Consider the following 24,236-nt stretch of genomic DNA (forward strand, 5'->3'; position numbering starts at 1 on the left):
AACAATGGTTCGGCTCGCGCAATTTCTGTGAGTTTGTTGTTCTGCCGCCAACACAGTTCGCGGGTCGCCAATATGCACAACTTCTCTCAAATTTAGGCAAGTGCAATTGGCTCATTCAGGTAAAATTGGGTGGCGGTTTCAGTTTGGCTTGGGTGTGGTGGTTTACGCAGGGCGGGGCTGTTACGTTGGCATTTTTGAGCGCCGCGGTTTCTAACAAGTAGTTCAAGCGGGATGCCAAACAGTGCGCTGTTTTTCGCTTCGCTCAAGTTTAGCGCACTACAGTTTGTCACCCCTTAACTTAGCGTTAGCTTTGCAAGGATTCGAAAAAGTAAGCCACAAATTTGCAGCTTACTTTTACAGTCTTATTTACTTGATGACTTGCTTGGCTTGAGGCCAGGAGTGTTTCCTGGAGTATTTTTGTTGTCGCGTCGACGCTGATCTGGCTTACCTGTCGATTTTGCAATTGGTTTAGGACCGGGTTTAAGAGCCATCGCTATATTCCTCGTATGAATGAGAGGGTTCTCTCGAACGATAATATATTTCCTTCGAAGGGTTACTTTTGCGAGCTAGATTGGATATACATTAACGTGTGCTTCATATCTGGTTTTATTTTGCTTAGTGAAAGCTAACAAGTACTTTCAGCGGATGCCAAACGCTGCGCAGTTTTTGTGTGGCTTGCTTCGCTCGAATTTTGCACAAAACCGGCTGCGCATTTGTCACGGCTGAAGTTGGCGTTAGAAAGCCTTCGGTGAATTTACTGTTTTCAGTGGGCGGTTTGCAGCCAATTCAATCAGCGGTGATTACGCGTTTCACTTTTAATCACGCGTTCGGGCTGCAAACATAAGTTCAGCGCGCGCATTGCCTTTCAATTTTTTGCACTCCCGCCATCTAGGTTTTCACATCGCCAATATGCACAACTTCTCTCAAATTTAGGTAAGTGCAATTGGCTTATTCAGGCAAAGTTGGGTGGCGGTTTTAGTTTGGCCTGGGCATGGTGGTTTACTTAGGTTTGGGCTGTTACTTTGGCATTTTTGAGCGCTGTGGTTTCTAACAAATTGTTCAAGCGGGATGCCAAACTGTGCGCTGTTTTCGCTTCGCTCAAGTGTAGCGCACTACAGTTTGTCACCCCTTAACTTAGCGTTAGAAAACCTTCGTGAAATATACAGTTATCGGTGAGCGGTTTGCAGCCAATTCAATCAACGGTGATTACGCGTTTCACTTCTAATCACGCGATCGGGCTGCAAACAATAATCTAGCGCAACCATTGCCTTCCAATTTTTCCGCCTTCCGCCAGACTGGTTTTCCATGTCGCCAATATGCACAACTTCTCTCAAATTTAGGCAAGTGCAATTGGCTTGTTCAAGCAAAGTTGGGTGGCGGTTTCAGTTTGGCTTGGGTGTGGTGGTTTACGCAGGCCGGGGCTGTTACTTTGGCATTTTTGAGCGCTGCGGTTTCTAACAAGTAGTTCAAGCGGGATGCCAAACTGTGCGCTGTTTTCGCTTCGCTCAAGTGTAGCGCACTACTGTTTGTCACCCCTTAACTTAGCGTTATACGTACATGAAGTATCGGAGTAATCAACCATGGAAGAGTATTTACAAAACGCATCTCAATTAAGTTTTTGGTTAACTGTTTTTACAACAGCAACATTCGGTATCTTTTTAAAATGGTTCTTTTCCCGTATAAAAAATTCATTCTTAAACGTAATCAAGCGCATCAAAATAAAAGAAATTAAAAAAATTAAAGGCATTAGGTTTAACTACAGTGCAGTTACATACCAAATTGTAAAAACTCATAGCTTAATGCTTCTTTTTTCAGGCTTGTGCATTTTCTATTTATATATCTTAGGTAGCTCTAAAAGTGAAAGTGCAAATATGATTGTGGTTTTAATAAAAACTCTACCATTATATATCGTTGAAATCTGGTATCTTAATCAAATGTCCTTTACCAAAAAGCTAATGGCTAGTGTGGGTAAAGTACGTATAACAAGTTACTCAAGAAGGACGTAAAAAGCTTGGCTTGCGTCACTTCGTTCCTAATTTTAGCCAAGCCTTTTACGCCTCTTAGTAAGGCGTTAGAAAACCTTCGTTGAATTATATTTTCCCAGTGGGCGGTTTGCTGTCAATTCAATCAGCGGTGATTACACGTTTCACTTCTAATCACGCGATCGGGCTGCAAACATAAAGTGCGGTGCAACCATTGCCTTCCAATTTTCCGCACTCCCGCCAAGTTGGTTTTTCGTACCGCCAATATGCAAAGCTATTCTCAAATTTAGGCAAGTGCGATTGGCTCATTCAAACAAAGTTGGGTGGCGGTTTCAGTTTGGCTTGGGTGTGGTGGTTTACGTAGAGTTAGGCTGCTACTTTGGCATCTTTAAGCGCTGCGGTTTCTAACAAGTAGTTCAAGCGGGATGCCAAACTGTGCGCTGTTTTCGCTTCGCTCAAGTTTAGCGCACAACAGTTTGTCACCCCTTAACTTAGCGTTATATTGCTCTTCAAATCTAGGGGGAACTTTGAAATTAAGTAGTCATAAATTACTCAAGTTAGCTGTGAATTTTCGTGAAATCACCCTTCAGGAGTTAGAGCCCTTTATTAAGAAAAAGTTTGGTGATTATCGAGACTATTTTCCATTAGCAAATCTGATAACTAATGGCTATGTTGCCTGTGAACTTAGAAACTCAGAGGGTAAACTGCATGAAGAAAAGTTACTAGCTTCTATCCTTTATGCTAAGGCAACCGGTGTAGAAAAGGTTAATAACTTCAATAATACTGGTGGTAAAAGCAACTGTGTTTTCACAATGACCGCCAAAACTGAACTGTACTTTGATGAACTTCTAGCGAAGCGTTCTGAAAGGTTTTTTACAGCGTTAGTCAGTATTATTGTCGGTGTCGCATCAGCCTTGATTACGTTAGGTATAAAATCCCAAATTTAGCCTCACTTCATCAATATAACAAAGCGTTTAAGACGGATTCCCAACGCTTGGCATTTTCGGTTTGATTCAGCTTTAGTGTTTACGGCACAATGGTTTAGGTGTGGTGGTATGCGTTGCTCACCACTTAACGCAGCGTTAGGTGCCAAATTTGAAGCAGAGTGGAAAATTAGCCTCATGGATAGGTGAGTATTTATGGCTAAGAATTTAAAGTATTTTACTGTCGTGCTACTCATCCTCACATCATTTATTGCTGGTGTTCAGGTAGGAAGGCAAGAAGGTGTGTCGACGACGCTGCAAATAATTTCATCGAATAGAATTCCTTCGATGTTAGTTCAGCTAATCGATTCAAGTGAAGCTCTTAAATTTATAGATGAAGGCGAGTATGAGCGTGTGCGCAATCGACTCGATCTGTATGTTGGAACATGGCTAGTCGAAACAATCAATATGTTGCCGTATATGTCTAGGAAAGATAAACAGAATGCATGCTTGGCTCTCAATAAAATTCACGCACACAGAACTAAGCACATTGAGAAATATCGTTCTGGCTTTATGAACCAACGTCTTGAAGAGGCAATGGTATCTGTGGAGTTGTGTGGTACCTGAATTGTCACCTAACAAGTACTTTCAGCAGATGCTAAACGCTACGCAGTTTTTGTGTGGCTCGCTTCGCTCGAATTTTTACACAAAACCGGCTGCGCATTTGTCACGGCTGAAGTAAGCGTTAGAGCTCTTAATGTGAACATGTTAAATATCACTCAGATAAAGAAGTATATCGGCTACTTTTTCGCTATTGTTATTGCATTTGTAGCCATTCGGATTATGTATTTATCATTGAAAACAGAGCTCACTTGGCTAAGCTCAGGAGCTTTTATAGCGCTAATTTTCTGGTCTTTACTTTTGGCGAAGCGCAAGGCATACGAGTTCACAAAGTGCATGTGTATATTGCTAGCGCTATTCATGCCAATGATATTTTTTAACCCATATGCAGCGCTTGATGGTCATACTTTACCGCTATTTCCAGTAGGTATATTTTTGTTTTTGGAGGCCGCATTTTTGTTTTCAGCATATGTACTGGGGTATCAAAAGAGCCCTAACAAGTAGTTCAAGCGGGATGCCAAACTGTGCGCTGTTTCGCTTCGCTCAAGGTTAGCGCACTACTTGTTTGTCACCCCTTAACTTAGCGTTAGGTTTCTTTGGAGATTTTCAGCTTGAGAACGAATTGTACATCAATCATTTTCATTACTTATGGCTGCTGGGTGTCAATTTTCTTGTGTATCTCCATATATGCTGAGTTTTTCGTGGACCATGGAGAATACGGCGTATCGTCACACCTTTGGCTTACGCTCACAGGTTTTCCGAGTTCACTTGTTTCATGGCTCTGTCCGCATGGTTCGGTTCTAGGTGTGTTTGTCGCGGGTATTGCAGGATTAGCTCAGTGGGTAGGTATTACAAAAATTGCTAACCTCTTCGAAACCAAAGCTGATTAGCGCATAGTCAAACCTAACAAGTACTTTCAGCGGATGCCAAACGCTGCGCAGTTTTTGTGTGGCTCGCTTCGCTCGAATTTTCACACAAAAACCGGCTGCGCATTTGTCACGGCTGAAGTTGGCGTTATACAGGCGAGATTATGCATCGATATACCAAGAAAGATATTCCACCTCTCGATTGGGATGCTCATGTTCGAAATAACTTGGAAATGTACTTCGATGTAAGCGAAGTAACTGTATTTCATGTTGCTTTAGCACTGAAATACCCAGCTTCAATTCTAGGGGCTAGACTGTTTGAGAACGTCGAGATTGATGGGTGGAATTACTTTTGCTCCAATGAAGATTGGATATTCAATTCATCAGTTTTGATACAAAGTGAACTGGAAGTATTTACCGAAATCCAATCATTTCCAGAGGATGCCAAATTAAATAGTTTTAGAACTGAGTCACTTTGCTTGCCTGTTGTGAGGGATGCATTCACTTATAATGTAGGGTCATTGGTGCTGCTCAAAGGTAAATTACCATCTGAAGCAGACTTGAAAAAGCATAGAGCAGCAGTTGGGAATTGGGGGCGAGTTGTTGGGTATCGTATGTGATCGCCTATATAACAAGTACTTTCAGCGGATGCCAAACGCTGCGCAGTTTTTGTGTGGCTCGCTTCGCTCGAATTTTCACACAAAACCAGCTGCGCATTTGTCACGGCTGAAGTTGGCGTTATGTGTATCGAAGGAGTTGATTAGTGGAGCTAAGTAAAACTGCCGAGGGGCGGGTCAGTATCGAAACAGAGTCTCTGAAAGAATCGTGGATAATTAGCTTGCTATTGATGTTCAGGTATGGGTTTTTCCGCTGGGGAATTTATATACCACCGATAACAGATGAAGCTATCCATCCAGATTTTGTCCGTTTTAATTTAAAAATTTGTGCAGGCTGGGATAACTGGAGTTGTTATTATTTTTCTGCTGACAACTCACAAACGGATAACTTCCTTCTAAAGTTTTATAAGAAACATAGTGGCAACTACACATAACAAGTAGTTCAAGCGGGATGCCAAACAGTGCGCAGTTTCGCTTCGCTCAAGTATAGCGCACTATTAGTTTGCCACCCCTTAACTAAGCGTTAGAAAACCTTCGTGGAATTTACAGTTTTCAGTGGGCGGTTTGCAGCCAATTCAATCAATGGTGATTACGCGTTTCACTTCTAATCACGTGTTCGGGCTGCAAACATTAGTTCGGCGCACGCAATTTCCGCAAGTTACTTGTTTTGCCGCCAGTTTCGTTTGTCGGGTCGCCAATATGCACAACTTCTCTCAAATTTAGGCAAGCGCAATTGGCTCATTCAGGCAAAGTTGGGTGGCGGTTTTAGTTTGGCTTGGGTGTGGTGGTTTACGCAGGGCGGGGCTGCTACCTTGGCATCTTTGAGCGCAGCGGTTTCTAACAAGTAGTTCAAGCGGGATGCCAAACTGTGCGCTGTTTTCGCTTCGCTCAAGTGTAGCGCACTACTGTTTGTCACCCCTTAACTTAGCGTTATATGCCAGTCGAAATGATAAGGAACATCATGCAGTTAGAATTAGATAATTATTACTTAAGATCGCTGGAAATTGCAGACAGTGAATCATTTTACATGTGGTCGCGAGATCGTGAAGTCACGCTATATAGCCTGTCTTCTTATGCTTACCCTCAATCGAAATCTGATATAGAAAAGTGGTTGAGCACAATCAACGCAAGCCCTAAAAACGTATCTTTTGGTATATGCTCAAAAGCCAATGACCAACTAATTGGGTATACGGGTGTATCTGGAATAAGCACTCTCAACAGAAGTGGTGAGTATTTCATCTTAATCGGTGAAAAGGAATGTTGGGGTCAAGGCATAGGCACTGAAGTGACGAAAATCGTAACTGATTATGCAATTCAAACTCTTGGGTTACATAGGGTTCAGTTAACAGCAAGCTCACGAAATCAAGGTGCAATAAAGGCTTATGAGAAAGCTGGTTACCAACATGAGGGTGTTATGCGTCAGTCTGGTTTTCGTAATGGAGAGTTTATAGATAAGGTCTTAATGTCAGTCCTGTCTAGTGAATGGAAAGGCATATAACAAAACATTTAAGAGTGATTCCCAACGCTTGGCATTTTTCATTTTATCGCTGGGTTTTGTGTTTATGGTGAGATGGTTAAATTTCGTGGTAGCGTTGCTCACACCTTAATATGGCGTTAGAAAACCTTCGTTGAATTTACTGTTTTTGGTGGGCGGTTTGCAGCCAATTCAATCAACGGTGATTACGCGTTTCACTTCTAATCACGCGCTCGGGCTGCAAACAATAATCTAGCGCAACCATTGCCTTCCAATTTTTCCGCCTTCCGCCAAATCGGCTTTTTCACATCGCCAATATGCACAACTTCTCTCAAATTTAGGTAAGTGCAATTGGCTCATTCACGCAAAGTTGGGTGGCGGTTAGGTTCTGTAATTAGTGCGGTGGTTTACCAAGTTCTGGACTGTTACCTTGGCATTTTTGAGCGCTGTGGTTTCTAACAAGTACTTTCAGCGGATGCCAAACGCTGCGCAGTTTTTGTGTTGCTCGCTACGCTCGAACTTTTACACAAAACCGGCTGCGCATTTGTCACGGCTGAAGTTGGCGTTATATAACAGGTGAACAATGAAGCTTTTAAAAAATTTCGAATGCTCATCTGATGCAGAAGAACTCTCGTATCGTTTAAAGAGTCGAGGAATAATGACGTATATTTCCTCTGTCCGATCATATGCCCTTGGACGGCGACATACGGGAGCAATGAGTGTCGGTGTGTGGGTTGTTTTCGACAGTCAAGAAAGCGATGCACAAATGCTGATGAGAAATAATAAGCATAAGGTCAAAGAGCCATTGTCAGCGGTAGAGATAGAGCGAATAGAAAAGGGCTTAAGCAGACACAATTCATCAGTAAACCACGTTATTATTAAGTATGTGTTTGTGCTAATTGGAGTCTTTGGGGCGCTGGCATATTTTCTGTATGGTTTGTGATGTTATATAACAAGTAGTTCAAGCGGGATGCCAAACTGTGCGCTGTTTCGCTTCGCTCAAGTGGAGCGCACTACAGTTTGTCACCCCTTAACTTAGCGTTAAAAGTTCTAGGTATGATCGAGTTCATTAAATCAATAACAGAAGCAGAAATGCACTTTATAAGTCACCTTGATTATGGTTGTGACTCTGATAAGCATTATGAAGAATTGCAGAAGGTTATATTTGAACAAAATGGAATCACCAGTGATGAGCAGTTTTGGTATCCATATGAAGTAATTGAGCTAGGCTCATATGACCTACAAGATGGGCACGAGCGTGAGTTTGCTATTTGTGTATTATTAGTAATTCATAATGTGGTAAATGGTACAGATCCATCCAATGATCTTGAGTCAAAATTTAATGGTCAAGCACAAACTCTCGATCGCTTGCCTGAACAGCTTAGAAGTATAATTTTAAGTGCATATGTTGAAGCGAACATTTAACAAGTGCATTAAGTCGCCAGCTTCGCAGGCTGGGATGCCAAAGCTGCGCGGCAATTTGCTTATGGGCTGCGCTTGAATTTAATCAAATTGCCGCTTTGCATGGCACCCCTTATGCAAGCGTTATAACACAGCAATGGAGTTCTCTATGCGGAAATTCATAATGCTACTTTTATTATTTAGTTGCTGCATCTTCGCTAAAGAAAAACCAGAAGCGCACATAATCGGTGACACCTATCTTGGAATTATTGGGTCAAGTATCACTTTGGAATTTAATCAAGCAATATGTACGCTTAGTTCATCGGGAAATGAATCAACACAAGAATTCAAGATCAATTTTTCATGTGGTGATATGAAGCAATCGATCTGGCACAACGATTTATCAACCGTCGATGTTGATGAACCGAGGTTTGAGTTGTTGTGGGCGGGAGACATGGATGGGGATGGTAAGCTTGATCTTAAAATGGATACTAGCCCTAAGTATTCATGCACGCAGCAAACTACTTATCTTTCATCGTTAGCGCTTGATGGCTTATTGGTTGGGGTTAGTGAGCAGAGTCAACTCAAATGTCGCTAGCTGTTTTATAACAAGTAGTTCAAGCGGGATGCCAAACTGTGCGCTGTTTCGCTTCGCTCAAGTGTAGCGCACCACTAGTTTGTCACCCCTTAACTTAGCGTTAAATGGCAAGGACGCATGAAAATGGGAATGAAATTAAGGTTTATCAAAGCGCTGATGGTTCTTCTAGCCTTAACTTTGAGTCTTGTAATTTCCCAAGTTTTATATGGTGTTCTGGTTTGGATGAAGTATGCGACATATTTTTTATACATTGTCGCAGCTATTTCAGGTTTTTGGGTGATTTTGCCCTCATATGCTAAGTGCAGGAGTCGTAACAGCAGTCTCATACCATGGCTTATATATGCATTAATTTTATCAATTGTATTTTTGGGTTTAGTGGTTGTGTTTGGAATGAACACATTGTTGTTTCTTGAGGCAAGGTTGGCTATTGCCACTTAACAAGAACTTTCAGCGGATGCCAAAAGCTTCGCGGTTTTTGTGTTGCTCGCTTCGCTCGAATTTTCACACAAAACAGACTACGCATTTGTCACAGCTGAAGTTGGCGTTAGGTGCTCTGGAGTATATCCACAGCAAGAGATTTGAGTAAAATTCAATGATTGAGCATGAACTGCTATTGCAATATGCGAAAGATGAAGATGATTATCCAGTTATGCTCTATCTCGCCAAGCGCGGAGTAAGCATTAATTGGAAAGATAGTATTCCAGATGAGGTTTTGTATATACCTGAGGAATTATTTCAGGTTGTAGCTCGTGGTTTTGTGGAAAAGGTGGGGCTTGAGGGATATTACGGAAAAACGATTCTTACAAGCACAGAGATAGATTTGTTGTGCTGTGAGCGAGAAGTAGGTGAGTTTCCTGAAAATTTCATAGTAATTTTTGCAATAATCAAGCACTTCATAGATGAAGGCTGTAAAAAGGTAGATACGCACTATTTGGCGTTTGAGGGACCGTGAAGCACCTAACAAGTGCTTCCAGTCTGACCCCAAACGGCTGCGCGGTTTTGGTGTTAACTCGCTGTGCTCAAATAATAATACAAACCCCGCTTTGCATTTGGGGCAGCTGAAGCTGGCGTTAGGCGGAATGGATAACTCAAATTAAGGAGAGAACATGAGCTGGAAATTTTCTGATGTTAGAGCTTCATTAATTAGTGATGGACTACACCCTATACAGTCTGCAAACATATACATATGGAAAGTTATTAAGTAGTCCACAAGTATCCATAACATCAGATTTACTACAACGAAATGTAGTTGCTTATTACATCTACGGTTCTCATGAAAGTGCCACTTTGCTTGAGCTGACTTTAGGAAAAAGTAATGCTGAATTTATGGCTGAAGCGGAAGTTAATTTTGAAAAACTAGTTAAGAAGCTTTTTCGCTCAGTTTGCCAGAGTCAATTACCTGACTATTGGGAATGTGAACCAAATACAACATTTGAGCATTCAGGATATATTGTAAAATGTGAGCAAGATGAAGTATTGGCTCCGCATACACTAAAAGTGCTCATTGCAGCATGTTCTGATTTAGACGCGGGTTTGCAAATTCGAAGTCGGTTTTTACAATAATGCTGATTACTTGGTTATCCGCCTAACAAGTAGTTCAAGAGGGATGTCAAACTGTGCGCTGTTTCGCTTCGCTCAAGGGTAGCGCACTACTAGTTTGTCACCCCTTAACTTAGCGTTAGATTGAAAGGCTAGAACAGTGATAGGATTTGAGAAAGTCTACGATTTAAAAAATCAAGATGAGTACATAAAACAAGTACAAGAAGCGACGTTAAATACAAGCAATTTTGGAATGCAAAATACTCATGGTCTCTTCGGATCTAGTGAGTGGTGGAGTAATATTGAATCTGGTCAATTAGAATGCATTGAAGAACGGGGGGTTATTAAAGATTTATATATGGGTAGTATGGGTGATTGGCCTATCGTAGTTGTCGATAACAATGGTGTTCTGAATGAGTGGACTAGAGAAGCTGAAACCGATTATCAGTATAGCCTGTATGAAAAAGGCAAAACAATCATAGTTAAATATGTAATTCAGCTCTTTAAAGAAACGTCAGAAATCAAGAAAATCTCTGACAGTTTAGAGGATAAAGTTATTTTAGAAATGTGGGTAGAGCAATCTAACAAGCCAAGTCAGTCGGATTCGTAACATTGTCGCGCTTTTTTCTCCCCCGCTACGCGGGCAAAAAGCTCGCCAATAAACTCACCGCTGCTTGGAACGTTATACCCCATATGGAAACTAGAATCTTATGAAGTTTAACGATACCGATTTACTAGATTTAGCAAGTGGCCTAAAAGCAGCAATAGAGACGCATGAAGTAAAATCAGAGTATCAGGATTCATTACTTTCCGATATCCTTTTTCAAGTAGCAAGCCTAATAGATGAAAAGCAAGGCTCAACCTTGCATGAGGAAGTTTTCGGATTGCTAGAAAATTACACCCCTCAATTTTCAGATTATTTAGTCTGCGAACTAGACATAAAGTATGGTGATGAAGTACTAGAAACCAATGTCTTGAAATCAAACATAGAGATATCAGAAGGTTTATTATTAAATCTAGAATTGCTGTTAGATCTAAGGGATATCTCAGAAATAGACGATGACATAGATACCAATAGTAAATTTCAGGGTAGTAAACTCTCCGAGTTAACTTTCAAACCTTTGCATGGTGCAAATGAAAGTTATAGAGAGCGATTTAGTACATTACAAAATCTCGTGAATTTTATTGCTGAGGTGGCAGGCAAATGGGTATAACAAGTAGTTTAAGCGGGATGCCAAACTGTGTGCTGATTTTCGCTTCGCTCAAGGCTAGCACACTAAAGTTTGTCACCCCTTAACTTAGCGTTATATAACAGGTGAACAATGAAGCTCTTAAAAAATTTCGAATGCCCATGTGATGCAGAAGAGCTGTCATATAATTTAAAGAGACGAGGAATAATGACGTATATTTCCTCTGCTCGGTCTCATGCTCTTGGACGGCGACAGACGGGAGCTATGAGTGTAGGTGTTTGGGTGGTTTTCGACAGTCAGGAAAGCGATGCACAAGCGCTGATGAAAAATAATAAGCATAAAGTCAAAGAACCATTGTCAGCGGTAGAGATAGAGCGAATAGAGAAGAGCTTAAGTAGGCACAATTCATCAGTGAATCACGTTATTATTAAATATCTATTTGTGCTAATCGGAGTTTTTGGGGCGCTGGCATATTTTATGTATGGTTTGTGATGTTATATAACAAGTAGTTTAAGCGGGATGCCAAACAGTGCGCTGTTTTCGCTTCGCTCAAGTTTAGCGCACTACTGTTTATCACCCCTTAACTTAGCGTTAGAAAACCATTCGTGAATTTAGGTTTATTTTGGCGGGCGGTTTGCAGCCAATTCAATCAACGGTGATTACGCGTTTCACTTCTAATCACGCGATCGGGCTGCAAACATCAGTTCATCGCAACAATTGCCTTCCAATTTTCCACACTTCCGCCAAGTTGGTTTTTCCGTGTCGCCAATATGCACAACTTCTCTCAAATTTAGGTAAGTGCAATTGGCTCATTTAAGCAAAGTTGGGTGGCGGTTTCAGTTTGGCTTGGGTGTTGTGGTTTACACAGGGTGGGGCTGTTACTTTGGCATCATTGAGCGCAGCGGTTTCTAACAAGTAGTTCAAGCGGGATGCCAAACTGTGTGCTGATTTTCGCTTCGCTCAAGGCTAGCACACTAAAGTTTGTCACCCCTTAACTTAGCGTTAGGCACATAGAATTATGAATAGTGAAATAGTCACATATCCAATGCATCCTGAGCAGCTGAGAATGGAGCTTCAGTTTGTTGTTGAGCATTATTTATCGCAAGGTGTCACGGCGTGCGAAATCATGTTCGGATATGCTTGGGGTATGGACTATTACGCTGACGACGATTGGGACTTCGAATCTATTGAATTAGCCAAGGTCATCGGTAAGCTTCAAGATGTTGAAGCAATGGGCTTTGGTCATTTTGGCTTTCACGATTTATTCCTCAAATTCAACGATACAGAATTTCGATTTTGTAATGACAGTGATATTCATCTTACATACGTAAAATGGGAAGATATTGATTGCTTTCATTCGCGGTGGGAATCGTTAGGGTATCAGCCAAGAGAGTCTAGTGCCTAACAAGAACTTTCAGCGGATGCCAAACGCTGCGCAGTTTTGTGTGGCTCGCTACGCTCGAATTTTTACACAAAACCGGCTGCGCATTTGTCACGGCTGAAGTTGGCGTTAGCTGTACTTTGCAGTATATTTTAAAAGGAAATTTTGATGTCACCAGAAACTACTTTTCGATTCATTCTTATATCAAATATTGTAGCTATTATTCTGTCTGCAATTGCAGGAATAGGACTGGAAGGCTCGCTTCCTATGGAGTTACAAACTTATCTTGCTTGGGAAGCAGAGCAAGATGTTTCAACTTTTTTGGGTATGTTGATGCTGACAATTTTGGCCTTATACATTATCAATGTTGTTGGACTATGGAAATTTAAGCCTTGGGCAAAGAAAATGTATGTTGTATTTACCGCTTGCTCATTTATTCCATTGCCACTATTAGGCCCAACGGTTATGAATGCTTGGGAGTATATGCTTTATGATATTGCAATTTTATTAGAAGGTGCATTGCTAGTCTTACTTTTTGTTGGTCCTGTAGCTAATAAATTTAATCCTACATTTGTAGAGTGCAGCTAACAAGTCGTTCAAGCGGGACTCGTAATAGTTGGCTCGGTTCCGCTTCGCTTCACATTTTATCCAACAATTACTCGCCCCTTAACGAGACGTTAGAAAACCTTCGTTGAATTTACAGTTTTCGGTGGGCGGTTTGCATCCAATTCAATCAGCAGTGATTACGCGTTTCACTTCTATTACGCGCTCGGGCTGCAAACATCAGTTCAGCGCAACCATTGCCTTCCAATCTCTCGCACTTCCGCCAGGCTGGTTTTCCAAGTCGCCAATATGCACAACTACTCTCAAATTTAGGTAAGTGCAATTGGCTTATTCAGGTAAAGTTGGGTGGCGGTTAAATTCTGCAATTTGTTCGGTGGTTTACGTAGGATTGGGCTGTTACTTTGGCATCTTCGAGCGCTGCGGTTTCTAACAAGTAGTTCAAGCGGGATGCCAAACTGTGCGCTGTTTTTGCTTCGCTCAAGGGTAGCGCACTACTAGTTTGTCACCCCTTAACTTAGCGTTATGTGTCCAAGTGGCTTAAGCAAGAAAATGACAAATTACATTACAATTAACGGATAATAAAAGTGACTGAACTTATAGCAAGAACACAGTTGGTAGACCCAACTTCAGGCAAGCATGTTAAAAGAATAGATGAACGAACTCTCACTGAATTTTTCCAACTGTTACACGGGAAAAATAATGAAAATGTTGTTTACATTCCTGACTTTTCGCCTCTTATATCAAGCGTTAATAATAATATCACCCAGCTCTTAGCTAATAATTCTGACAAAGAGCTTAGAGTGATGCATAACACAGTTTATAATATGTGGAACAAGGCAAAGGTGGTATCAGTTCAGTCTGTAAAAGAAAAAATGAATGTCGAAGTATTAACAAAATCAGAAGAGATTTTGAATACAATACATGAAAGATTGCCCAGTTATGAGCGTGCATATACTAATCCAGAGCCACGTTATAGAGGCGGTCAAGTAACTCATAATGATATTGACCGAGGTCTTGATAACCTCTTAGCTGAGGTTAGAGTGTTTACTGAGGTAGTGTTGTGTCACATTCACTCATCGGTCTTGCTAGACCCATTATTGCTTCGAGAACCATCAATCTATCAACATTGCGCTACTATGAAAAAAAAGCTTCGTGAGTGGTTACTTCGAGAGTGTGGGATAAGGCTTAATCATAATAACGCTGGAAAGTACTGGATGGATGATGACTCTTTGATTTACCAACTTTGTGTAGAAGATAAATTTGAATTTAGTGCTGACCTTATGCTTCCTTATTTAGAGTTGAGCGATATGAGTACTAGAGTTGATATCACAAATCGTATCTTAAATAACATCCAATCGCGTAGAGGTGATCGGTATGAATATAACTATATTGAATGGCCAAAAGCGGATCAGTCGAAGCTATCTCGTGCAAGTAAAATTTTGGAGTCATTAAGACAACTCGATAGCATATTAAAATTATTTCATGCAGCTAAAATCAATGATGTGAAGTACGACTCTTCAAAAGATGTTTTTGCAGAGATACAACAGTTAGCCCCTATTCAAGACACATAACAATCTGTTTAAGAGTGATTCGCAACGCTTGGCATTTTTGCTATGCGTTGCTTTTAGTGTTTAAGGTGGTATGCGGTAGCTTCGGTATTGCGTTGCTCACACCTTAACAGAGCGTTATGTGTATCGAAGGAGTTGATTAGTGGAGCTAAGTAAAACTGCCGAGGGGCGGGTCAGTATCGAAACAGAGTCTCTGAAAGAATCGTGGATAATTAGCTTGCTATTGATGTTCAGGTATGGGTTTTTCCGCTGGGGAATTTATATACCACCGATAACAGATGAAGCTATCCATCCAGATTTTGTCCGTTTTAATTTAAAAATTTGTGCAGGCTGGGATAACTGGAGTTGTTATTATTTTTCTGCTGACAACTCACAAACGGATAACTTCCTTCTAAAGTTTTATAAGAAACATAGTGGCAACTACACATAACAAGTAGTTCAAGCGGGATGCCAAACAGTGCGCAGTTTCGCTTCGCTCAAGTATAGCGCACTATTAGTTTGCCACCCCTTAACTAAGCGTTATAAGCCAAGATCTATTACATTCCAACTAATTCGGTTTGAATAGGTTCAATGTATCTAGTTGTAATGAAGTTAATAATCAATAACCTGACAATTAAGGAGAGCGTTGTGGGAATGAAAAATTTTATCCGAAGCATTTTTGTGGGCTTTGGCTGCTACTTGTCAGTAAAAGTTATCACACATGTTGGTATAAGTTTAGCTAGCTACAATGAGCCTTTACTTCTGCTTACATTAATCACTAATGCAGTAGGTTATATGGTTGTGTTTAGTAAACTTTTTGATGGTGCGTTGTGGCTTGTAAAGAATGGCAGTAATGAGAACCAAGGCTTATAACAAGTACTTTCAGCGGATGCCAAACGCTTCGCAGCTTTTGTGTGGCTCGCTTCGCTCGAATTTTCACACAAAACGGCTGCGCATTTGTCACGGCTGAAGTTGGCGTTATACGTTTAAGGAGAAATAGTGGTCGTCATATATGGAATAAAAGATCATTTGAATCCAATTAAAGCTGAGTTGTCCGATGTGATTCAGAATTCAATGACTCAAGCTCTAGGCTTGCCCGAGGATAAACGAGCTCACAGGTTTATTCCGCTTGATAAAAGTGATTTCTACTATCCTAGTGGTCGCACTGATGCCTACACGGTGATCGAAGTAAACATGATGGAAGGTCGCAAAGTAGAAACGAAAAAGGCATTGATCAAAGCGCTTTTTAGTAACATTGAATCTCGATTAGGCATTTCACCCGTTGATATTGAAATCACAATTAAAGAGCAGCCTTCCCATTGTTGGGGTTTCAGAGGAATTACAGGTGACGAAGTCGCCGACTTAACCTACAAAATCCACGTATAACAAGGCGTTTAAGTGGGATTCATGCCGCGTGGCATTTTTGGTATGCAGTGAGTTTTGGTGGTGAAAGTGGTCTGCGGAAAGTTGGTTTATGCGGCATTCACCCCTTAACGCGGCGTTAGTATTACAAGGAGGTTAGGTGAAAGAAATTGATTCCGTATTAAATAAAACGTTACTTATTGGTGTAACTGTTCTTGATGATGAAGAAAAACTCATTGAGCAATTTCAAACCTATGGTGTCGTCATTCTTGTGGACGCAGATGGCATTACAATAGAGCGTAAAAACATGTCAAATTTTGTCATCCCGCCAGACTTCAATAATATATTTGATGCTGAACCCGGCGGTTATAATTTACGTGAAACTGGGGAGACTATTTCAGACCCTGATTTGCTTTCAACTTGGACTGTAAATTGTGCTTCAAGCGATGAGGTTGGTAACTTTAAAGAGCATGGTTTCTCTAGGTGGTTAAAGTAATACTAACAAGTCACTAAAGCAGGACTCGTAACAGTTGGCTCGGTTCCGCTTCGCTTCACATTATAGCCAACAATTACTCGCCTCTTAGTGAGGCGTTAGAAAACCTTCGTGGAATTTACAGTTTTCTGTGCGCGGTTTGCAGCCAATTAAATTAGTGGTGATTACGCGTTTCACTTCTGATCACGCGATCGGGCTGCAAACATAAATCTCGCGCAACCATTGCCTTCCCATTTTCCGCCTTCCGCCAAATCGGCTTTTTCACATCGCCAATATGCACAACTTCTCTCAAATTTAGGTAAGTGCAATTGGCTCATTCAGGCAAAGTTGGGTGGCGGTTAAGTTCTGCAATTTGTTCGGTGGTTTACGTAGGATTGGGCTGTTACTTTGGCATCTTCGAGCGCTGCGGTTTCTAACAAGTAGTTCAAGCGGGATGTCAAACTGTGCGCTGTTTCGCTTCGCTCAAGGGTAGCGCACTATTAGTTTGTCACCCCTTAACTTAGCGTTAAAAGTTCTAAGTATGATCGAGTTCATTAAATCAATAACAGAAGCAGAAATGCACTTTATAAGTCACCTTGATTATGGTTGTGACTCTGATAAGCATTATGAAGAATTGCAGAAGGTTATATTTGAACAAAATGGAATCACTAGTGATGAGCAGTTTTGGTATCCATATGAAGTAATTGAGCTAGGCTCATATGACCTACAAGATGGGCACGAGCGTGAGTTTGCTATTTGTGTATTATTAGTAATTCATAATGTGGTAAATGGTACAGATCCATCCAATGATCTTGAGTCAAAATTTAATGGTCAAGCACAAGCTCTCGATCGCTTGCCTGAACAGCTTAGAAGTATAATTTTAAGTGCATATGTTGAAGCGAACATTTAACAAGTGCATTAAGTCGCCAGCTTCGCAGGCTGGGATGCCAAAGCTGCGCGGTAATTTGCTTATGGGCTGCGCTTGAATTTAATCAAATTGCCGCTTTGCATGGCACCCCTTATGCAAGCGTTAGAAAACCTTCGTTGAATTTACTGTTTTTGGTAGGCGGTTTGCAGCCAATTCAATTAACGGTGATTACTCGTTTCACTTCTAATCACGAGATCGGGCTGCAAACAATAATCCATCGCGCGCATTGCCTTCTAATTTTCCGCACTTCCGCCAGACCAGTTTTTCGTGTCGCCAATATGCACAAAATCTCTCAAATTTAGGTAAGTGCAATTGGCTCATTCAGGCAAAATCGGGTGGCGGTTTCAGTTTGGCTTGGGTGTAGTGGTTTACGCAGGCCGAGGCTGTTACTTTGGCATCTTCGAGCGCTGCGGTTTCTAACAAGTAGTTCAAGCGGGATGCCAAACTGTGTGCTGATTTTCGCTTCGCTCAAGGCTAGCACACTAAAGTTTGTCACCCCTTAACTTAGCGTTATGCGTAAAGGAGGATATGTGGAAAAATTAATTGTCCCAGTTTATTTAAATCAAAAGCTAGTTTTTGATTTATTGGCAATGCTCCAAGATGGAATTAGCACTGTTAAAGCAATAAATTCGACATCAGGTGAATCCTCATATCAAAGTGGGAAACTATCGGTAGGCTTTGGTTTAAGCGAAGCGTTTTCGACCCTACTGAAGATTGACTTGTCTGGATCGCAGGACAAAGGGAAATCTGATTCTAGTTCACACGAAGTAAGCGAAGAAAAAGTTCATACGCCAGCATCGTTGTTTTTCAAGTTGCGTAATTTACTCGTTGAAAAAGGGCATCTAGTCCAGTTATCTGAACATAGTCGTGTTGTTGCTGGAGATTTCATTGAATTTGAGGGGGCTTTATCTCGAAATCCAATAGTTGAAACCGTTGATAGTATGGCTCAGATGTTAGAAATGGCCGAAATGTTTGATCAAACGCCTAAGACTAAAGGGAAGGGGGCTCAAAGCAATGAATTTAAGGTTATGCGTCAACAGATGCTCCAATTTTCAGATAGCCTCAAGGCGGGTAATACAACAGATTTAACTATTTCCGGCCTTATTTCTGGCCACAATGCACTGGTTACCGTGGAAACTGCTTTTCTCAATGATCCGCAAATGTCAGACTTAGTTGATGGTAATTTCAAAGTGTTAGGCAAGGTCATTCGAAGTGTTAATTCTCAAGCTAATATTAGCTTACTTCGTAAAACGGCTATGAGTAAAATGCCGTCGCCTATTATTATGCAAGCCTTTAATCAAATGTCTGAGCTCGGCACTGAAAATGGTTTTAATATCCCTGAGTTAAAATGGGATATAGAAGGACCAGCATTTCAGATTTTACCAATCGCAATTTACGCATAACAAGTAGTTCAAGTGGGATGCCAAACTGTGTGCTGTTTTCGCTTCGCTCAAGGTTAGCACACTATAGTCTGTCACCCCTTAACTTAGCGTTAAATCCCAAAGTGAGCTTAATGAAAACTCTAAAACAAGTGGCATGGCATGAAATCATCAGCGTATTGTTCTTACCTGTGCCGTTGATGATGGCGTTGTATTATTCCTCTGGTGATCTATATGCGTACGTGTTCTCCGGTGTGGCAGCGTATATTGGTGGCAGGTGCAGTGTGATTTGGGTTCGGCGTAGTATATCTAAAGTGTCAAAAATATTACCGGTGGCCTTTAGCTTTTGGTATTTAGGTTTCTTCGCCTTATTAATTTTGGGCTCATTGTTGGGCTGGTTGGAATTTAACAAGTAGTTCAAGCGGGATGCCAAACAGTGCGCTGTTTTTGCTTCGCTCAAGAGTAGCGCACTACTGTTTGTCACCCCTTAACTAAGCGTTATATGCCAGAGGATGTTCTTTTGAGACCAGTATTGATTAGTATCCTAATGATGTTCTTAGTTGGGTGCTCAAAAGAAAGAATTGATGACTTAACGAACGCTGAAATAACAGTTCGCTGTAACTCAATGGAACATTCATATTCAGTAGATTCACCAACCCAGGTTGCTTTTACGCAGTGGCTACTTTCGCATAATGAAGGCTGGGAACGTTCACCTGCATCGTATATATCTGATGTGGAAGTGTTCTCTGGTGACATTAATATCAAGATAAATGAAGGATTTGTTGTGGTTAATCGGCCGAAGACACAAATCATTAAAGTCATGCCAACAACAGAAATTGTAGAAATTTTGTGTTCTGGCACATAACAAGTAGTTCAAGCGGGATGCCAAACTGTGCGCTGTTTCGCTTCGCTCAAGGTTAGCGCACTACTAGTTTGTCACCCCTTAACTTAGCGTTATGTTGCCCCGATAAATTTGACAATCTAGAGTTCGAAAATGATAAGAAAGTACAATTCAAATGACTTAGATTCGGTTCTTGAAATCTGGCTCGAAGCCTCTGTTAAAGACCATGATTTCGTCCCGGCTGACTTCTGGGGATCTCAAGTTGAGAACATGCGTAATATTTATATTCCTGCTTCAGAAGTCTTCGTTTATGAAATTGAGTCGAAAATAATTGGTTTTTACGCACTGTATGAAAGTACTTTGGCAGCCATATTCGTGTTTCCTGAATTTCAGGATAAAGGCATCGGTAAGCAATTATTAAGTCATGCCAAAGCTCAAAGGGCGATATTGAGTCTTTCCGTATACAAGGAAAATCAGGCTAGTTATCAGTTCTATTTGTCTCAAGGTTTTGCAGTCGTCAGTGAGCAACTGGACGAGCATACGGGACACCCAGAGTACACAATGAGTTCGGGCACATAACAAGGCGTTTAAGACGGATTCACAACGCTTGGCGGTTTTGTTCCAAGTCAGCTTAAGTGTTTAAGGTATAATGGGTTAGGCTTGGTGGTTGGCGTTGTTCACCACTTAACGCGGCGTTATAGCGCCGAGTGGATTATTTATACAGAGACATTTATTTTGGAATTGAGTAGTTTTCAAAGTTTGCTGCAGTTTTTTGCGGCAATTTACCTAGTAGTTGAATGGGTTAGTTTAGATCGTCTAATTTTTCACTACAGAAATAAACAGAAGAAAGAGCTTAGCTTTCGTTTACGATTAGTAAAATCTTACAGTAAAGAACTCGAGGATTTTTGGAGTGAGTTACAAGATGATAAGTTTAAACTGATTAATACATATGATCTTGATAAGAGGTATCTATTCTTCAGACGTACTTGCTTAGCATTTTTCCTTCTCTCTTTTTTTGGTTTAGCGATAGCGACGTTTTATGGTGATATTGAAATAGAGCTAATCTATGCATACTTTGGCTTCGCTTTTTTCTGTTTACCACTCGTGTACGTAATTCTTCGATTAGTATTACCGATCAAAAGAGAGTTCAAATTAAACAAAGAAGTAATAGAGAAAATCTTAGTTCCATTGGAGTTAGCAGCGAAAGAGTTTCGGGCAAACAATAAATATCCTCAGAGAATGGATGCGCTACGGAAAAGAAAGCAAGGAGATGTAAATGCTATGGGTGACCATCGGCGTAAGCAAAAAGAATACAACGAAAGATATGATGATCATATGAGAAAGTCGCTATAACAAACTGTTTAAGAGTGATTCGCAACGCGTGGCATTTTTACTATGCGTTGCATTTGGTGTTTAAGGTGGTATGCGGTGGCTTCGGTATTGCATTGCTCACACCTTAACAGTGTGAGTTGCTCGTATTCCTCAAAAAACATCAATGAACAAGAAAGAGCAATAATCCATTTTAATTCAATGCTATAGGCGCAATCGCTCTGTTTCTCTTTGTATCCAATTGTGCATGGGCGTACAATCTTAGTGCTACATATGTGCTACACGATTGGTTAAGTCATGGCTGTAAAACAGAAGATCACAAACGCCTCAATCAAGAATCTAACGATTGAGCAAGAGCGCTTAAACGACACTGAAATTAGCGGGTTTCATGCGCGCATTTCTCCAAAGGGCGCAGTGAAGTATTACTTCTACTATCGCCTCAACGGTAAGCAACGCAATTTCTTGCTTGGCTCTGCTGAAGCATTAACGGCAGCGCAAGCGCGGGACTTAGCCAAAGAAAAGGCGGGTCTTGTTGCAAGTGGTGTGGATGTTCAGGCGAGCCGTTATGAAGAGCGCCAGCTTCAAATGCGCAAAGATATGACGCTAGGCCGTTTTCTAGAAGAGCATTACAAAGACTATCTTCAATCCATGAACCCTAAACGGGCTGCTCAGTCTTATCAATGCATTACGAATACCTTTATTCATCTTTTGAAAAGACCACTAGAAGAGATCACCGCGTGGGATATTCAGCAATGGGTCACTGAGCGGCGCAAATTAGGCCGTGCGCCTGCAACTATCAGTTACACCTTTAATCGTCTTAAAGCGGCATTTAACCGCGCTGTTGAATGGGGTTTTATTGATGGTCATAACCTCAATCACGTGAAAATCGTTCAAGTGGACAATACCCGCATTCGTTATCTAACGAAAAATGAAGAGTCTGCGCTGCTTGATGTGATTCAAGCGCGTGATGCACGGTTACGTAAAGAGCATAAAGGCGATGTGTCTGATTTGGCTTATATCGATTTCTTTGAGCCGCTTATTATCATGGCGATGCAGACAGGGATGCGCAAAAACGAAATGCTGACGCTGCGTTGGGCAGATATCTCTTTTGAAGAGCGTTACCTAACGATTCACTCTGAAAATGCCAAGTCAAAGAAAAAGCGTGTTATTCCGTTAAACGATACGGTCTTTCAAATGCTGTTAGATTGGCGCGCGCAAAACCCTGAGTCTGATTTGGTTTTCGTGATGAACGATGGCCGCCCTGTGAAGTTCTTTCAATATCCTTGGGCGTCTTCGTTACAGGAAGCAGGCATTGAAAATTTCAGGTTCCACGATTTGCGTCACCACTTTGCCAGTAAGCTCGTGATGGCAGGCGCGGACTTAAATATTGTTCGTGAATTGCTTGGTCATGCGGATATGAAGATGACGTTACGTTACGCATATTTAGCGCCTGAGCAGAAAACCGCAGCGGTGAATCTCATTGGCTAAACCCGTTATGTAACGTAACGAAATAGCGATGCTGTGATCGCCTACGTAGTTGTCTTACATAACGTAACGTAATGTCACGTGATTGAATATCTCAAGGTGGGCTGGATGCCTGCCCATTGAAATGACAATCATGTAGTTATGGCAGCATTAAAAAAACGATATATCCGTATTGATGATATTGAGCGTTACACAACGCTTTCTAGGGGAGAGCTATTAGACGAAGTTGAAGCAGGCCAATTGAGTTTCTGTTTTAAATTCGCTCGGCCAAACATGGGGGCAATGGTAGGTCATGATGATCCCCGTGGTATTGGCGCTATTTTTTCCTATTCCGGCATGGTGTCGCTCAGTTCGCAAGACGCTAAACAGTTTGCGAAAGATTTGCAGCCCATCAAAGTGAACACAGTAAGCGTTACGCAATTAGACCAAGTCAAAGCGTGGCGCTCTGTGGTGGTGGTCTTTGGTCAGCCAGACCAAGACCGCATCCCTTATCAGCCATTTTCTGCGCCGCAACCAGCGCAGCCATTTTCGGCGTATATCAATATCCAATCGGTGATGAATACCAAAAAGCAGTTTGTGCAACTGCTTGATATGTTCAATCAAGCGGCAGGTAGCCACGCAAAACAGATCACCACCCCGAAATCGACCCATTGCTTAGCCACTGAAAGCTTACAAATTACCTATGAAATGTTGCGTGTTGATTTAGCGCAACTGAATCAAGTGCAACTGCTTGCCAGTGCATTTGACGGCTTGCCAGAAAAGCCACTGCCCCAAACTCAAAAGCACGTTACAGACTCCACCCCAAATGCATTGATGATGGATAGCCATCCCATTCGCGCCATTATTGCTAACGTGCTCAATGAACATGGCAATTTGAAGCCAAGAGCCGTTTGGAATTTGATTCGCCAAGATGTGCAGCATGAAACCCATCTTTATGACAAAGACGGCATGATTTTCGACATGACGCAGGATGATTTGAGTTATTTTGGCCTTGGTGATGTAACGAAAACCATCGTGTTTCGCACCTTTCAAAATGAGCTGAGTAAGGTTCGCAGTGCGATGTTACCCCATGCCTCTGTGAAGAAATAAGCTACAAGGCAACAGCAAGACAACAGCAGAAGACGCAGCCTAAGAAAAAACCTGCACGGGAAACTGCACGCCAATCTGCACGTGCAGTTTGTGTCCGTTGAAATGTTCCTCAACAAACAACGAGGAGCAAAACAATGACTCAATCCACTATCATCAAACGCGCTTATACAGAGCAAGAAACCTCAGCCTATATCGGCATGAGCCGTTCATTTCTACGCCAATCACGCATGGATGGTTTGCGTAATCACCGCACTGATGCACCACCATTTATCAAAATTGGTCGCACTGTTCGTTATCTCAAAGAGGATTTGGATGCATGGCTAGAAAGCCACACCAAATTGAAGCAGCTTCCTGCACGTGAAAATATGGGTGGGTTCGCTTATGTATAACGACAACATTCTGAGCCTAACCGCTGAGCAAAAGTTACTACTGACATGGATGGCAACAGGGCACACCTTTGAGGTGTGCACTGATTACTGCTCACATTTTGGTGATGTGCAGCCCAAGCAATTGATACCCGTACAACTGCATCGAAAAACCATCAATAAGCTAAAACGCGAGGGCTTGGTTTCCTTTGAAAGCAAGTTTTACTACGGCCTGCGCTGGGATGTGTTTTCTATTACTGATAAGGGAGCATCTTTGGTATGA

31 protein-coding genes are annotated in these 24,236 nt (G+C 41.5%); all 31 read left to right on the forward strand.

Translation table 11 applies throughout. The features are described 5' to 3' along the window. Positions 1-1,580 precede the first annotated feature (1,580 nt). The 31 genes from L9P36_RS14390 to L9P36_RS14555 all read left to right on the forward strand — a co-directional run bounded on the left by L9P36_RS14390 (position 1,581) and on the right by L9P36_RS14555 (position 24,236). Positions 1,581-2,006, forward strand: coding sequence for a hypothetical protein (locus L9P36_RS14390; protein WP_237468161.1), 426 nt, complete (start codon positions 1,581-1,583; stop codon positions 2,004-2,006). 503 nt (positions 2,007-2,509) lie between these two features. Further along, the gene (locus tag L9P36_RS14395; protein WP_237468162.1) at positions 2,510-2,929 is read left to right on the forward strand and encodes a hypothetical protein; all 420 of its coding nucleotides are present in this window, start codon (positions 2,510-2,512) and stop codon (positions 2,927-2,929) included. A 192-nt stretch (positions 2,930-3,121) separates the two neighbouring features. After that, a complete protein-coding gene (locus L9P36_RS14400) occupies positions 3,122-3,532 on the forward strand; it encodes a hypothetical protein (protein WP_237468163.1) in 411 nt (136 codons plus the stop codon). Positions 3,533-4,556: 1,024 nt separating this feature from the next. Beyond that, a complete protein-coding gene (locus L9P36_RS14405; protein WP_237468165.1) occupies positions 4,557-5,012 on the forward strand; it encodes a hypothetical protein in 456 nt (151 codons plus the stop codon). 143 nt (positions 5,013-5,155) lie between these two features. Beyond that, complete coding sequence (locus tag L9P36_RS14410) at positions 5,156-5,443, forward strand: La RNA-binding domain-containing protein (RefSeq protein ID WP_237468166.1); 288 nt, start codon at positions 5,156-5,158, stop codon at positions 5,441-5,443. 527 nt (positions 5,444-5,970) lie between these two features. Further along, a complete protein-coding gene (locus L9P36_RS14415; protein ID WP_237468167.1) occupies positions 5,971-6,507 on the forward strand; it encodes a GNAT family N-acetyltransferase in 537 nt (178 codons plus the stop codon). 1,032 nt (positions 6,508-7,539) lie between these two features. Continuing rightward, positions 7,540-7,908, forward strand: a complete 369-nt coding sequence (locus L9P36_RS14420; protein ID WP_237468169.1) for a hypothetical protein — start codon at positions 7,540-7,542, stop codon at positions 7,906-7,908. Between the two features lie 160 nt (positions 7,909-8,068). Next, positions 8,069-8,482 (forward strand): hypothetical protein, encoded by a 414-nt coding sequence (locus tag L9P36_RS14425; RefSeq protein WP_237468171.1) that lies wholly within the window; start codon positions 8,069-8,071, stop codon positions 8,480-8,482. Between the two features lie 123 nt (positions 8,483-8,605). Further along, a complete protein-coding gene (locus L9P36_RS14430; RefSeq protein ID WP_237468173.1) occupies positions 8,606-8,920 on the forward strand; it encodes a hypothetical protein in 315 nt (104 codons plus the stop codon). 154 nt (positions 8,921-9,074) lie between these two features. After that, on the forward strand, positions 9,075-9,434 hold the full coding sequence (locus L9P36_RS14435; RefSeq protein WP_237468174.1) for a hypothetical protein: 360 nt from the start codon (positions 9,075-9,077) through the stop codon (positions 9,432-9,434). A gap of 197 nt (positions 9,435-9,631) precedes the next feature. Further along, positions 9,632-10,045, forward strand: coding sequence for a hypothetical protein (locus L9P36_RS14440; protein WP_237468175.1), 414 nt, complete (start codon positions 9,632-9,634; stop codon positions 10,043-10,045). A gap of 136 nt (positions 10,046-10,181) precedes the next feature. Next, positions 10,182-10,631, forward strand: coding sequence for an immunity protein RhsI2 family protein (locus L9P36_RS14445; protein WP_237468177.1), 450 nt, complete (start codon positions 10,182-10,184; stop codon positions 10,629-10,631). Between the two features lie 100 nt (positions 10,632-10,731). Next, on the forward strand, positions 10,732-11,235 hold the full coding sequence (locus tag L9P36_RS14450) for a hypothetical protein (protein ID WP_237468179.1): 504 nt from the start codon (positions 10,732-10,734) through the stop codon (positions 11,233-11,235). A 183-nt stretch (positions 11,236-11,418) separates the two neighbouring features. Continuing rightward, complete coding sequence (locus tag L9P36_RS14455) at positions 11,419-11,703, forward strand: hypothetical protein (RefSeq protein ID WP_237468180.1); 285 nt, start codon at positions 11,419-11,421, stop codon at positions 11,701-11,703. Positions 11,704-12,277: 574 nt separating this feature from the next. Next, on the forward strand, positions 12,278-12,616 hold the full coding sequence (locus L9P36_RS14460; protein WP_237468181.1) for a hypothetical protein: 339 nt from the start codon (positions 12,278-12,280) through the stop codon (positions 12,614-12,616). Positions 12,617-12,760: 144 nt separating this feature from the next. Then, positions 12,761-13,180 carry a hypothetical protein gene (locus tag L9P36_RS14465; protein WP_237468183.1) on the forward strand — a complete coding sequence of 140 codons (420 nt, stop codon included), beginning with the start codon at positions 12,761-12,763 and terminating at the stop codon, positions 13,178-13,180. Between the two features lie 560 nt (positions 13,181-13,740). After that, positions 13,741-14,727, forward strand: a complete 987-nt coding sequence (locus tag L9P36_RS14470) for a hypothetical protein (protein WP_237468185.1) — start codon at positions 13,741-13,743, stop codon at positions 14,725-14,727. 139 nt (positions 14,728-14,866) lie between these two features. After that, a complete protein-coding gene (locus L9P36_RS14480) occupies positions 14,867-15,154 on the forward strand; it encodes a La RNA-binding domain-containing protein (RefSeq protein WP_237468166.1) in 288 nt (95 codons plus the stop codon). A gap of 203 nt (positions 15,155-15,357) precedes the next feature. After that, positions 15,358-15,576, forward strand: a complete 219-nt coding sequence (locus L9P36_RS14485; protein WP_237468186.1) for a hypothetical protein — start codon at positions 15,358-15,360, stop codon at positions 15,574-15,576. Between the two features lie 126 nt (positions 15,577-15,702). Beyond that, positions 15,703-16,089 carry a tautomerase family protein gene (locus tag L9P36_RS14490; RefSeq protein ID WP_000260420.1) on the forward strand — a complete coding sequence of 129 codons (387 nt, stop codon included), beginning with the start codon at positions 15,703-15,705 and terminating at the stop codon, positions 16,087-16,089. Between the two features lie 136 nt (positions 16,090-16,225). After that, positions 16,226-16,561: a hypothetical protein gene (locus L9P36_RS14500; protein WP_237468187.1), complete on the forward strand. Its 336-nt coding sequence runs from the start codon at positions 16,226-16,228 to the stop codon at positions 16,559-16,561. A 517-nt stretch (positions 16,562-17,078) separates the two neighbouring features. Next, a complete protein-coding gene (locus L9P36_RS14505; RefSeq protein WP_237468188.1) occupies positions 17,079-17,447 on the forward strand; it encodes a hypothetical protein in 369 nt (122 codons plus the stop codon). Positions 17,448-17,995: 548 nt separating this feature from the next. Then, positions 17,996-18,868, forward strand: coding sequence for a DUF6414 family protein (locus L9P36_RS14510; RefSeq protein ID WP_237468190.1), 873 nt, complete (start codon positions 17,996-17,998; stop codon positions 18,866-18,868). Between the two features lie 110 nt (positions 18,869-18,978). Further along, on the forward strand, positions 18,979-19,260 hold the full coding sequence (locus L9P36_RS14515) for a hypothetical protein (RefSeq protein WP_237468191.1): 282 nt from the start codon (positions 18,979-18,981) through the stop codon (positions 19,258-19,260). Positions 19,261-19,346: 86 nt separating this feature from the next. Next, positions 19,347-19,709, forward strand: a complete 363-nt coding sequence (locus L9P36_RS14520; RefSeq protein WP_237468193.1) for a hypothetical protein — start codon at positions 19,347-19,349, stop codon at positions 19,707-19,709. A gap of 129 nt (positions 19,710-19,838) precedes the next feature. Further along, positions 19,839-20,264, forward strand: a complete 426-nt coding sequence (locus L9P36_RS14525) for an N-acetyltransferase (RefSeq protein WP_237468194.1) — start codon at positions 19,839-19,841, stop codon at positions 20,262-20,264. Positions 20,265-20,348: 84 nt separating this feature from the next. Then, positions 20,349-21,038, forward strand: coding sequence for a hypothetical protein (locus tag L9P36_RS14530; RefSeq protein ID WP_237468195.1), 690 nt, complete (start codon positions 20,349-20,351; stop codon positions 21,036-21,038). Between the two features lie 273 nt (positions 21,039-21,311). Beyond that, positions 21,312-22,502, forward strand: a complete 1,191-nt coding sequence (locus L9P36_RS14540; protein WP_237468198.1) for a site-specific integrase — start codon at positions 21,312-21,314, stop codon at positions 22,500-22,502. A 138-nt stretch (positions 22,503-22,640) separates the two neighbouring features. After that, positions 22,641-23,588, forward strand: a complete 948-nt coding sequence (locus L9P36_RS14545; protein WP_237468200.1) for a hypothetical protein — start codon at positions 22,641-22,643, stop codon at positions 23,586-23,588. A 134-nt stretch (positions 23,589-23,722) separates the two neighbouring features. Continuing rightward, entirely contained in the window at positions 23,723-23,977 is a 255-nt protein-coding gene (locus L9P36_RS14550; protein ID WP_237468202.1) for a helix-turn-helix transcriptional regulator, read from the forward strand. Then, positions 23,970-24,236, forward strand: coding sequence for a hypothetical protein (locus tag L9P36_RS14555; RefSeq protein WP_237468204.1), 267 nt, complete (start codon positions 23,970-23,972; stop codon positions 24,234-24,236). Before L9P36_RS14550 ends, L9P36_RS14555 begins: the two co-directional genes overlap by 8 nt.

Origin of the sequence: Vibrio stylophorae, assembly GCF_921293875.1 — a bacterium.
Lineage (GTDB): Bacteria > Pseudomonadota > Gammaproteobacteria > Enterobacterales > Vibrionaceae > Vibrio_A > Vibrio_A stylophorae.